The sequence below is a fragment of the Marinobacter xiaoshiensis genome, assembly GCF_031631795.1.
GTDB classification, from domain to species: domain Bacteria; phylum Pseudomonadota; class Gammaproteobacteria; order Pseudomonadales; family Oleiphilaceae; genus Marinobacter; species Marinobacter xiaoshiensis.
On record NZ_JAVMBO010000015.1, the window covers coordinates 1 to 12,608 of the forward strand.

Genomic DNA, 12,608 nt, shown 5'->3' on the forward strand with positions numbered 1-12,608 from the left:
CAGTTGCCCTTCTCAGATCACCCCGTCTCAGCGGTGTGTCCCTCGAAGGAGATGCGCATTCTACAGACACACGCAGATCTGTCAACGGCCATTTTCAATTTATTTCAGAGAACCTCGGTTTCCACCTATGAATTAGCCAGAACAAGGCAGAAACCGATCAAAATCCGTACAGAACCACTAATAGCCTAAGCGCTTTACTTGCCAACCTTGGCTGACCGACGAGTCTTCCCCCGGAACAATGCGCGAACCGGCCCAGAAAGCGCATAAACCAGGAACCCGGTAAACAACACAGTAGCCGGATCCAGCGCGACCACCACAAGAATCAGCACCACAAGAAGTATGGCTGCAAACGGCACCCGACCACGAAGGTCCAGATCCTTGAAGCTGTGATACAGCACATTACTGACCATCAACACACCAGAGCCACCAACAACCACTATTGTCAGGAAGGTGAGCCATGCTGCAGGCTCGAATGAATGGAAGCACCAAACGAGACCAGCAACACACGCAGCAGCTGCAGGGCTGGGCAATCCAACAAAATACTTTTTGTCTACGGAACCGATCTGGGTATTAAACCGGGCCAGACGCAACGCTGTGCCGGCAACGTAAATAAAGGTTATGGCCCAGCCGATTTTATCCAATCCGTTCAGGGACCAGAAAAAAGCAACGAATCCGGGCGCAACACCGAAGGCAACCATATCCGCGAGGCTGTCATATTCCTCGCCAAACTTGCTTTGGGTGTTGGTCATTCGCGCAACGCGACCGTCCAACCCGTCCAATATCATGGAAACAAAGATTGCAATGGCAGCATTATCAAAAACGCCACCTGCCGCTGATACAATGGCATAGAAGCCAGAGAACAATGACGCGGTAGTTAGTGCGTTAGGGAGTAGATATATCCCTTTTTTTCGCACTGGCGCTCCCCCAATCAACTCTTCCTCCACAACCTCACCAGGCTCGATGTCGCACTCGCCCGCGGGGCCGGTAGTAATCTCCGGTTCTGCGGCCAAAGAACTCACTTCTTTATCTTTTCTTTCGTTAGTCATTCCCACTACTCCGGAAAGCATTTGGGCGAAGTATATACGAAAAACGCGGCCACCCGGGCCGCGTTTCATTAAACCAAGCGAAGCTCCACTCAGTTTTTGTCTTTATCTACGATCTTGTTGGCAGAGATCCAGGGCATCATTCCGCGAAGCTTTTCACCTGTCACTTCAATCTGATGCTCGGCATTCTGACGACGACGCGCAGTCATTGAAGGGTAGTTAAGAGCCCCCTCAGAGATGAACATCTTCGCGTACTCACCACTCTGGATACGCTTGAGCGCGTTGCGCATCGCTTCGCGTGACTGCTCGTTGATAATCTCCGGGCCAGTCACATACTCACCATACTCTGCGTTATTAGAGATGGAGTAGTTCATATTGGCGATACCGCCCTCGTACATCAGGTCTACAATCAGCTTCAGCTCGTGCAGACACTCAAAGTACGCCATTTCCGGAGCATAACCTGCTTCGGTCAAGGTCTCGAAGCCCGCCTTAACCAGCTCAACTGCACCACCACAAAGAACAGCCTGCTCACCGAACAGATCGGTTTCTGTCTCGTCCTTGAACGTGGTTTCGATGATACCGGTACGACCACCACCAATGCCGCTTGCATAAGAAAGAGCCACGTTCTTGGCGTTGCCAGACGCGTCCTGGAAGATAGCGATCAGGTCAGGAATACCACCGCCGTTAGCGAATTCGGTGCGAACAGTGTGACCTGGCGCCTTAGGGGCAACCATGATTACATCCAGGTCGTTGCGCGGAACAATCTGGTTGTAGTGAACAGCAAAACCGTGGGCAAATGCCAAAGTAGCGCCCTGCTTCAGGTTTGGCTCGATTTCGGCAGCGTACAACTGGGACTGAAACTCATCTGGCGTCAGAATCATTACAACGTCAGCCGCAGCAACTGCAGACGGTACGTCACTAGTCTTCAGGCCATAGGCTTCTGCCTTGGCGATGGACGAGGATCCTGGACGCAGACCTACAGTTACATCAACACCGGACTCTTTCAGGTTGCACGCATGTGCGTGACCCTGTGAGCCAAAACCGATGATGGCAACTTTCTTGCCCTGGATGATAGAAAGATCGCAATCCTTATCGTAATAAACCTGCATGACTAACCTCTATGATTTGTGATGGCCTTTTCAAGCGGCCAAAGCTTTCGTTAAACACTAAACCGTCTTAAAGACTTAAAACCTTTTCGCCTCTGGCGATTCCGGAAATCCCCGAGCGTACCACTTCCAGCACGCCAGATGCTCCAATCGCCTGAACAAAGCCATCCAGCTTATCGCTTGGCCCTGCCAGCTGAACTGTATAGACCGAACTGGTCACATCAACGATCTGCCCCCTGAAAATATCCACAGTACGCTTGATTTCAGCGCGCTGAGAACCGGTTGCTTTCAGCTTGATCAGCATTAGCTCTCGCTCGATGTGTGGGCCCTCAGTAAGGTCCACCAACTTAACCACCTCAACGAGTTTGTTGAGCTGTTTGGTAATCTGCTCAATCACTCGATCCGGGCCAGTTGTTGTTACCGTCAGGCGAGACAGAGTCTCGTCCTCCGTTGGCGCAACAGTCAGGGTCTCAATGTTGTAGTTACGCTGCGAAAACAAACCAACTACTCGGGACAGAGCCCCCGGTTCGTTTTCCAGCAAGACAGAAATGATTCGACGCATGATCACACCCTCTCCGTTTTGCTGAGCCACATATCTTTCATGCAGCCGCGAGCTACTTGCATCGGGTATACATGCTCAAAGCGGTCAACCTGAATATCCACGAAAACCAGCCTGTCCTTCATAGCCAGAGCTTCCTTGAGCTTGGGCTCCAGATCTTCTTTCTTATCGATCCTGATACCCACATGACCGTAAGCTTCAGCCAACTTGATGAAATCAGGCAGGGACTCCATGTAGGAATGAGAGTGCCTGGACTCGTAGTTCATGTCCTGCCACTGCTTCACCATACCCAGAGCCTGATTATTCAAGTTGATAATCTTCACCGGCAACTTGTACTGGTTACAGGTGGAGAGCTCCTGAATATTCATCTGGATACTGCCCTCACCTGTAATACAGAGCACTTCGTCATCCGGATGGGTCAGCTTGATGCCCATAGCGGCTGGCAAGCCAAAGCCCATGGTGCCGAGTCCACCGGAGTTGATCCAGCGATTCGGCTTATCAAACTTGTAGTACTGAGCCGCGAACATCTGGTGCTGCCCCACATCAGAGGTAACAAATGCATCCCCATTCGTGAGGCGGTGCAGCATTTCGACGACTTCTTGCGGCTTGATTACATCCGGGCTGGTTTCATAGCGCATACCATGGAAAGCGCGCCATTCATCAATCTGCTTCCACCAGGATGCGATAGCCTCTGCATCCGGCTTTTCCTTGCTCTCTTTTACCAGTGCGAGCATTTCCTTGAGAACCGCATCCACCGGCCCTACGATCGGCACGTCGGCGTCGATGGTCTTGGAGATTGATGCCGGATCAATATCAATATGAATAATCCGTGCACCAGGGCAGAACTTCTCTGTTGCGTTGGTGACGCGATCATCAAACCGCGCACCAACCGCCAGAATAAGGTCCGAGTGGTGCATCGCCATATTCGCTTCGTAAGTTCCGTGCATGCCAAGCCAGCCAAGGTGCTGCTTGTCGCTGGCCGGATAACAACCAATCCCCATCAGGGTATTAGTAATCGGATAACCCAACTTGCGCACCAACTCTGTTAGCTGGCCGGATGCCTTGCCCAGAATGACACCGCCACCGGCATATATAACAGGGCGTCGCGCCGCCAGCATCATATCGACCGCTTTTTTGATCTGGCCTGCATGGCCACGGATAGCCGGATTGTATGAGCGCAGCTTTACTTTTTTCGGATAAGCGTACTCGAAGCGCTCATTAGGCGCGGTCATATCCTTGGGAATATCCACAACAACAGGACCAGGGCGACCGGTAGAGGCGATGTAATACGCTTTGCGGATAATTTCCGGAATCTCTGACGGATGACGCACACTGAGGTTGTGCTTAACGACAGGCCTGGAAACACCCATCATATCGGTTTCCTGAAAGGCATCTTCGCCAATCAGAGTGGATGCAACCTGCCCGCACAGAACCACCATGGGGATGGAGTCCATGAATGCAGTTGCAATACCGGTAATGGTGTTGGTGGCTCCAGGGCCAGAGGTCACAAGCACAGTTCCTGGCATGCCAGTCGCGCGTGCATAGCCATCAGCCATGTGCACCGCCGCCTGTTCGTGCCTTACCAGAATGTGTTTGACCTCGTCCTGCCTGAACAGCGCATCATAAATATGAAGGGCTGCACCACCCGGATAGCCATATATGTACTCGATCCCCTGATCCTGCAGGGAGCGGATCAGCATATCGGCGCCAGACAATAACTCCACGATTTTATACCCTCTTCTACGAGTGAATGAGCCGGGCACACGCCCGGTTGCCTGGGTTCACGGTTACCCTGCTTCTTTTGAAAGCGGAACCGGCTGCTCCACACTTTGTTAAGAGGTTGTCTCCTGGCCAGCCGCCCTCCTGAGGGTTGCGGAGAACGGCCAATCGACGGGTTGCACGTAAGCAACAACCATTCCGCGACAGATGCGCGGCACGCTCAGTGTGGTAAATAACGGGGGATACTTGCACGGGATTGCCTGCCGTTAGCCCCAGTCTTCAGGCAATCCGTAATTCTGACAGCGCTAAACTCCCTGTCAATAGCCACTGTTGCATTCTGTACCCATTGTGTTGGATGCTCTGCGTTAAATAATTGAAACTCAGGTGCGGAGTTTTGAACCAAGCGGAAGAAAATTCCTCGCTCAGGTGGCATGATAGGCGCACGTAAAACACAACGAGTAGAGCCATGAACAGAAAAACCCTGATGCTGACATTATTAATCGCCGTAGCACCCGGCATGGCAATGAGCGCCTCTGTGTACAAATGGACGGACGACAATGGTGTTACCCATTATGGCGACCGTCAGCCGGTTGGAGCCAGCTCCGAGACTGTCAACGTTCGCTCTGGCACATCTTCTGGATCTGACAGCAGCCGCACTAGCCCCCAGCAACGCCTGAACGAGTTACAAGAGCAACAGCAGAAAAAGGCCGAGCGGGAAAATGAGACTGCGGTTGAAGCGGCGCGCCGCAAGCAGCGTGAGGCGAATTGCGAGACAGCACGGGCAAACCTGGAAATCATCGAGAGCAACGCGCGTATCCGGATCGAGGAAAATGGCGAGCAACGCTACCTTGCACCTGAAGAAATCGCTGAACAAAAAATGAAGTTCGAAGAAGTTGTCGCTGAGAACTGTGGCCCAGAGCCCCAAAAATAGGCCTTAAACCCAAACGCCAAGACAGCAAAAAGTGGGCAGGGCCGAAGCCATGCCCACTTTTCCCTAGTTTTTAATCATGCTTTTTCGAACACCAGCACACTGCCGTCCGCAGAGGCACGAATGGTGTCACCAGAGACAAAGTCTCCCCGCAACAATCTTTGCGCCAACGGGTTTTCAATCATCCGCTGAACGGCTCTCTTCAGCGGCCGGGCTCCGTATACGGGATCGTAGCCGACTTCGCCCAGAAGATTCATCGCAGCATCATCCAGCTCCAACTTCACTCCCTGTTCCTGCAGGCGCCTGTTGAGTATCTCAACCTGAATTTTGGCGATTCCATGAATCTGGTCTCCAGCCAGCGGATGGAACACAACCACTTCATCTACACGGTTAATAAACTCAGGCCGGAAGTGAGCTCCTACCTCCACCATAACCGCAGCCTTCATGGCTTCGTAATTTTCAGCCCCCGCTTTTTGCTGAATGATGTCTGAGCCCAGGTTTGAGGTCATCACGATAACCGTGTTGCTGAAGTCCACCGTTCTACCCTGGCCATCTGTAAGACGACCGTCATCAAGAACCTGAAGCAGTATGTTGAAGACATCCGGGTGCGCTTTTTCAACTTCGTCCAGTAACAGCACGGAATAGGGCCGCCGACGAACGGCCTCGGTAAGGTAGCCGCCCTCTTCATAACCCACATACCCTGGGGGCGCACCGATCAGCCGGGCAACGGAATGCTTCTCCATAAACTCCGACATATCGATTCGCACCATAGCGTCATCGGTATCAAAGAGGAACGAAGCAAGCGCCTTGCACAGTTCGGTTTTACCGACTCCTGTTGGCCCAAGGAACAGGAAGGAACCATTAGGGCGCTGCGGATCTGCCAAGCCGGCCCGGGAACGGCGTACGGCATTCGATACCGCCTCTACCGCCTCACTCTGACCAATCACACGTTTGTGCAGGGCCTCTTCCATACGCATCAACTTATCGCGCTCGCCTTCCAGCATTCTGGATACAGGAATACCTGTCCATTTCGAAACAACCTCTGCGATCTCCTCGTCGGTGACACGATTTCGCAGCAACTTCATTTCCATCATTTCTGCCTGGCTTGCCATATCGAGCTGACGTTCCAGCTCCGGGATGCGGCCATACTGCAACTCGGACATTTTGCCCAAGTCACCTGCCCGACGGGCGGTCTCCAGATCAATACGCGCCTGTTCAAGCTGGCTCTTTATTTTCTGGGAGCCGTGCAAGGCAGCCTTTTCCGTATTCCAGATTTCCTCAAGATCAGCGTACTCGCGTTCCACACCCCCGATAACACTGGAAAGCTCTTCAAGGCGCTTCTTTGACGCGGCATCGGTCTCCTTTTTCAGAGCCTCTCGCTCGATTTTTAGCTGGATGAGCCTGCGCTCCAGGCGATCCAGGGGCTCCGGTTTGGAGTCCATCTCCATCCGGATCTGGCTCGCCGCTTCATCGATCAGATCAATCGCCTTGTCCGGCAACTGGCGGTCTGTAATGTAGCGCTGAGACAACTTGGCCGCGGCGATAATCGCTCCATCCGTCACCTCAACACCGTGGTGTACTTCGTAGCGCTCTTTCAGACCCCGGAGAATCGCGATGGTGTCTTCTTCATTCGGCTCATTCACCAGCACTTTCTGAAAACGGCGCTCCAGAGCGGCGTCTTTTTCAATGTTCTCACGGTATTCGTTCAACGTGGTGGCACCCACGCAATGCAACTCGCCCCGGGCCAGCGCCGGCTTGAGCATGTTACCCGCGTCCATGGAGCCTTCGGCTTTACCTGCACCCACCACCGTATGGATTTCATCGATGAACAGAATGATCTGACCTTCCTGTTTGGCGAGTTCATTGAGCACCGCTTTCAAACGCTCCTCAAACTCGCCACGAAACTTGGCGCCAGCTATAAGCGAGCCCATATCCAGAGACAACACTCGCTTATTTTTCAGACCTTCGGGTACTTCGCCGTTTACAATCCGTTGGGCCAAGCCTTCGGCAATGGCGGTTTTACCAACGCCCGGCTCGCCGATAAGTACCGGGTTGTTTTTACGGCGGCGCTGCAGCACCTGAATAGTGCGGCGTATTTCGTCATCACGACCAATTACCGGGTCAAGTTTCCCGGCTTCGGCCCGCTCGGTCAGATCAATCGTATATTTGGAGAGCGCCTGACGGCTTTCCTCTGCACCTGCATCATCCACAGTTTCACCACCTCGAACGGTATTAATAGCGTTTTCCAGGGCAGCTTTATCTACACCCTGTTCACGCAACACACGACCAAGCGTGCCACGGTCTTCCAGAGCGGCCAAAAGCATCAACTCACTGGATATAAATTGATCTTTTCGCTTCTGCGCCAATTTATCGGCAATATTGAACAGTCGCCCCATGTCGTTCGACATAGCGACATCGCCTGCGCTGCCACTCACTTCAGGCAGGTTTTCTATTTCTTGCGCGACAGCCTTGCGCACACGACCAGGTTCAGCGCCAGCCTGCTTAAGAAGCGGGGTGATGGAGCTGCCTTGCTGATCCAGCATGGCCTGCATGAGGTGGAGAGGCTCAATAAAGTTATGATCCTTGCCAACCGCCAGTGATTGCGCGTCAGCCAGTGCGGTTTGTAACAGACTGGTGAGTTTATCGATTCTCATGAATTCGTTTCCCCGATTTGTCCAGCGAATGCGATCAGTTATTGCACATTCGATTAGCATTGGGAACTAATGTAGGGGCTATCAGGGGAAGTTCAAGGTCACCACGGACAAAACCGTCAGAAAATTGACAGAGCTCAGGTTTTCCAGATGGCGGTGGCCATGCGACCGGTCTTGCCATCGCGGCGATAGGAATAAAAACGCTGTTTATCGGTAACCGTACAAAAGCCGCCGCCGAAAATCTTTGTAACGCCCATATTCTGCAGGCGCTGCCGGGCAAGCAGATAGATATCGGCCATATAATGCCCCTCTCGAGCACCCTCAGAACTGAATGCACTTTCGGCTTCTGGATCATGCGCCATAAACGCCGCTTTCACTTCCGGGCCTACTTCAAATGTCCCTGGGCCTATGGCTGGTCCCAACCAGGCCATCAAGGTGTTGCCGGGCAACCCCATAGCGGAGACCAGATTTTCCAGAACGCCACCACACAAGCTGCGCCAGCCTGCGTGGGCAGCTGCCACGGTAGTCCCATTCAGGTCACAGAGCATAACCGGCAAACAATCTGCCGTAAGGATAGTGCAGGCGTTATTAGCCGCCTGAGTCCAGCTTGCATCCGCATCAGGAATACTCACACCCTCTGCTGGAGGAAGGCGGACAACGTCAGTACCGTGGACCTGGTTGAGCCACACGAAAGCATCTGCCGGAAGGCTACAGGCACGGGCCAGCCTCAGGCGATTTTCCGCCACGCGTGCAGGTTCATCGCCCACATGACTCCCAAGGTTCATACTAGCCCAAGGCGGCATGCTAACGCCGCCCAACCGGATAGTACACACTGCATGGATGTTCGAGGGAGCAGGCCAATCCGGACGGATCAGCGGCACTTCTGAAACCCAGTCAGAACTCATCGCTCTCCAAATCCTTAACATGCTTGCGCAACGCTGCTAACAAACCCAGGAAGTCTTCCGGCAAAGGCACCTCCCAGCTCAGGATCTCACCGGTTTCCGGGTGTTCCAGCGTGAGCTGTCGCGCATGCAACGCTTGCCGGTGAAATGCCGAGAGTACCTGGCGCAACTCTTCTGTTGTGCCTTTCGGTAATCGAAGGCGGCCGCCATAGAGGGGATCACCCACCAACGGGTGCTTAACATGAGCCATGTGGACTCGAATCTGGTGGGTACGACCGCTTTCAAGCTTGCAGCGCACATGAGTATGAGCCGCAAAGCGCTCAATCAGGCGATAATGGGTTACCGCGGGCTTGCCACTTTTGACAACACCCATTTTCTTTCGTTCATGGGGATGACGGCCAATGGGCGCATCCACCGTGGCACCACCTGTGAGGGTACCAACAACTACCGCCTCGTACTCCCGACCCATGCTGCGGGTTTGCAGCTGATCAACCAGCGATGTGTGGGCAATCAGGCTTCGGGCAACCACCATAATCCCTGAAGTATCCTTATCGAGACGATGGACAATGCCAGCTCTTGGCAGGTTTTCCACCTCCGGTGCATAGTTCAACAACGCATTGACCAAGGTGCCATCTGCGTGGCCAGCTGCAGGATGAACAACTAAGCCCGCCGGCTTGTTGATCACAAGCAGATGCTCATCTTCATAGACAATATCCAGGCTGATGGCTTCGGCCTGCCAGGTCACCTGAGCTTCAGGCTCTGCGTCCAGCTCTATCCGGTCGCTGAGCATCACCTTGTCTTTCGGCCTGCGAACTTCCCCGTTTACTGTTAACGCACCGCTGCGAATCCAGGATTGCAGCCGCGAGCGCGAGTGTTCGGGCATAAGTTCTGCCACCGCCTGGTCCAGGCGCCGATCGCTCAAAGCGGGTGGCACAGCAAAACTGGCAACTATTCGGTTTTCAGATGACATTAAGCCCCCAGGGCCGGTTTGTGTTAGGTTTTGGTCAGTATATTTGAAACAGTCGGGCTGTGCTTTCCACATTCATCCACATGTAATCATGTGAGGCTGCACATAAGGCGAGTTCCCCGCTACAATAGCGCCCTTGAATTTATCGACATTATACGGGATTCCGGCATGAGATCAGGTGTTCGTTTATTGCTACTTTCAACACTGGTTGTGCTGATCAGTGCCTGCGCCTCTAAAGGGCCAGAGGAAGTGCTTCCGGAAAAAACCTATTATGATAATGCGCGCCAGGCAATGAACTCCGGCAACTTCAATGAAGCCGAACGAAATCTTGACTCCCTGGAGACCTACTACCCTTTCGGCCGGTACGCGGAACAGGCTCAGCTTGACCTCATATATGCCCGCTACCAAAACCTGGATCTTGAAGGCTCCAGAGCTGCTGCAGACCGCTTCCTACGTCTGAACCCTCAAAGTGATCACGCGGATTACGCACTCTACATGCGCGGGTTCGCCTCGTATAACCTGGATATCGGCCTGGCCGCTCGCTACTTTGCAATTGACGTTGCTGCCCGGGATGCCGGGGAGCAGCTCCAGTCTTTCCGTGACTTCAGTGAACTGTTGAACCGTTATCCGGAAAGCGAATACGCAGCAGACGCTCGCCAGCGCATGATCGCCGTTCGCAACCGCATGGCGGAACTGGAACTTCACGCGGCGCGCTATTACATCAAGCGGGAAGCCTATGTGGCAGCCAACAACCGGGCACGCTACATCGCAGAGAACTACCCTACATCACCCGCGGTTGAAGAAGCTCTGGTTATCCTCGCAGAAACCTTTGATTTTCTTAAATTCAAAAAAGGCTCTCAGGACGCTATCGCTCTGCTGCGCCAGAACTTCCCCGAAAGCGACGCCTTCAACAGCGAAGGCGAGTTTGAAGCGAACTTGCTAAAACGCGAAAACCGCTCACTCTCCAGCGTAGTTACCTTCGGGATCCTGGGCGACGAATAACAGCCTGCCCGGTCAATTACCGCTTTTCCATCCACTGGTGATGGGATAGCGGCGATCTTTGCCAAACCCGCGCTCGGTAATGCGAATGCCAATAGGTGCCTGGCGGCGCTTGTATTCGTTGAGGTCCACCAAACGGACAACACGGGTAACATCCGCCGGATCAAAGCCCTCCGCAATAATCGCATCCGCACTGAAATCCCGCTCTACATACAAGTTCAGGATCTTATCCAGCACATCGTAACCTGGAAGATTGTCTTCATCTTTCTGGTCCGGGGCCAACTCCGCAGAAGGTGGCCGCGTAATGACTCGCTCGGGAATCACCGGAGAGACGGAGTTGCGATACCAGGCAAGACGGAAGACCAGTGTCTTGGGAACATCCTTGAGCACATCAAAACCGCCCGCCATATCGCCATAAAGGGTTGAGTAGCCTACCGCCAACTCACTCTTGTTACCGGTGGTCAGCACCAGGGATCCAAATTTATTGGAAAGCGACATGAGCATGACGCCGCGAATACGGGCTTGCAGATTTTGCTCGGTGGTATCGACCGCTGTACCCTCAAACGGCTCCGCCAAAGCAGTCATAAAGGATTCATACATAGGCTCGATCGAGTAAACATCATACTGAACGCCCATGGCCACCGCCTGAGCCTCCGCATCCTCCAGACTGATATCCGATGTATATCTGAAAGGCATCATGACAGCGCGAACACGCTTCGGCCCCAGTGCATCCACCGCCACAGCCAGAGCAACAGCAGAATCTATACCGCCAGAGAGGCCAAGCACCACAGACTTGAAACCATTCTTGTTCACATAGTCTCGAACACCTGCTACCAGTGCGCTATACACGTTTTCTTCAAGGGTGGGCTCTATGGGCAGGGGCTGGGAGACCGGCTGACAGTGATGCTCACACAGGAAATCCACCGAAAACAGGCCCTCGGTGAATTGAGGGGCCTCTACCGCCAGGGAACCGGAATGGTCGTAGACCATCGAACCACCGTCGAACACCAGCTCGTCTTGGGCGCCCACCAGGTTGGCGTAAACAATGCTCACCTGATTCTCTCGGGACTTGCGCTCAAGCAACGCCTTTCTGCGCGCCTGCTTGTCGATATCATAGGGCGATGCATTCAGGTTGATGATCAGACGTGCACCGGCAGCCGCAGAGTCTTCAACAGGCCCGTCGGCCCAAATGTCCTCACAAACAGTCAGGCCAATTGGCACGCCGCAGATATTGACTACGACGGCACCATTACCTTCAGCAAAGTACCGTTTCTCATCAAATACCTGATAATTTGGCGGGAACCGCTTGAAGTAACGCCCTGTTATTTCGCCGCCCTCAATCACTACCGCGGCGTTGAAAAGCCTGCCATCCTTCCGAAACGGAAGACCAACAACAATGGCTGCCCCCAGATCTGCACCTTGCAGGCGCTCCAAAGCCTCATTTACCCGAAGATCCATACTGGGCCGAAGCAACAAGTCTTCCGGCGGATACCCGGTAATACAGAGCTCCGGGAAGACAACAATGTCGGCTTCTTGTTCGGCGTAGGCACGCTTTGCTGCCTCAATGATCCGACTGGTGTTTCCTGGAATGTCCCCCACAAGAAAATCCAACTGCGCCATCACTACCCGCAGGTTACGGGGGGATGAAGGTGAAAACGGGGTATTCCCGGAAACAGACATACTTTGGCTCCTGTAACTCATTGCCACGAAAAGGCTATTATACCCTCCCAAAGA

10 protein-coding genes are annotated in these 12,608 nt (G+C 53.5%); 2 read left to right on the forward strand and 8 right to left on the reverse strand.

The window, feature by feature from the left end; genetic code table 11:
* Window positions 1–194: 194 nt before the first annotated feature.
* From pssA to RKA07_RS10695, 4 genes are all read right to left on the reverse strand, one after another.
* Entirely contained in the window at window positions 195–1,046 is an 852-nt protein-coding gene (gene pssA / locus RKA07_RS10680; protein ID WP_310966311.1) for a CDP-diacylglycerol--serine O-phosphatidyltransferase, read from the reverse strand.
* 89 nt (window positions 1,047–1,135) lie between these two features.
* The gene (ilvC, locus tag RKA07_RS10685) at window positions 1,136–2,152 is read right to left on the reverse strand and encodes a ketol-acid reductoisomerase (protein WP_310966312.1); all 1,017 of its coding nucleotides are present in this window, start codon (window positions 2,150–2,152) and stop codon (window positions 1,136–1,138) included.
* Between the two features lie 67 nt (window positions 2,153–2,219).
* The gene (ilvN, locus tag RKA07_RS10690) at window positions 2,220–2,711 is read right to left on the reverse strand and encodes an acetolactate synthase small subunit (protein ID WP_200204794.1); all 492 of its coding nucleotides are present in this window, start codon (window positions 2,709–2,711) and stop codon (window positions 2,220–2,222) included.
* 2 nt (window positions 2,712–2,713) lie between these two features.
* Entirely contained in the window at window positions 2,714–4,432 is a 1,719-nt protein-coding gene (locus tag RKA07_RS10695; protein ID WP_200371737.1) for an acetolactate synthase 3 large subunit, read from the reverse strand.
* A gap of 461 nt (window positions 4,433–4,893) precedes the next feature.
* Between RKA07_RS10695 and RKA07_RS10700 the strand changes: the two genes are divergently transcribed.
* Window positions 4,894–5,358, forward strand: a complete 465-nt coding sequence (locus RKA07_RS10700) for a DUF4124 domain-containing protein (protein WP_310966313.1) — start codon at window positions 4,894–4,896, stop codon at window positions 5,356–5,358.
* A gap of 74 nt (window positions 5,359–5,432) precedes the next feature.
* Here the strand turns inward: RKA07_RS10700 and clpB are convergent, their stop codons facing one another.
* From clpB to rluD, 3 genes are all read right to left on the reverse strand, one after another.
* On the reverse strand, window positions 5,433–8,009 hold the full coding sequence (gene clpB / locus RKA07_RS10705) for an ATP-dependent chaperone ClpB (RefSeq protein ID WP_200204797.1): 2,577 nt from the start codon (window positions 8,007–8,009) through the stop codon (window positions 5,433–5,435).
* A 134-nt stretch (window positions 8,010–8,143) separates the two neighbouring features.
* Entirely contained in the window at window positions 8,144–8,911 is a 768-nt protein-coding gene (gene pgeF / locus RKA07_RS10710) for a peptidoglycan editing factor PgeF (RefSeq protein WP_200204798.1), read from the reverse strand.
* On the reverse strand, window positions 8,901–9,878 hold the full coding sequence (rluD, locus tag RKA07_RS10715; RefSeq protein ID WP_200204799.1) for a 23S rRNA pseudouridine(1911/1915/1917) synthase RluD: 978 nt from the start codon (window positions 9,876–9,878) through the stop codon (window positions 8,901–8,903). Before rluD ends, pgeF begins: the two co-directional genes overlap by 11 nt.
* 165 nt (window positions 9,879–10,043) lie before the next feature.
* Between rluD and RKA07_RS10720 the strand changes: the two genes are divergently transcribed.
* Window positions 10,044–10,877, forward strand: a complete 834-nt coding sequence (locus RKA07_RS10720; RefSeq protein ID WP_310966314.1) for an outer membrane protein assembly factor BamD — start codon at window positions 10,044–10,046, stop codon at window positions 10,875–10,877.
* Window positions 10,878–10,889: 12 nt separating this feature from the next.
* On the opposite strand, the gene RKA07_RS10725 is transcribed toward RKA07_RS10720, so the two are convergent.
* Entirely contained in the window at window positions 10,890–12,554 is a 1,665-nt protein-coding gene (locus RKA07_RS10725) for an NAD+ synthase (RefSeq protein WP_310966315.1), read from the reverse strand.
* Window positions 12,555–12,608 lie beyond the last annotated feature (54 nt).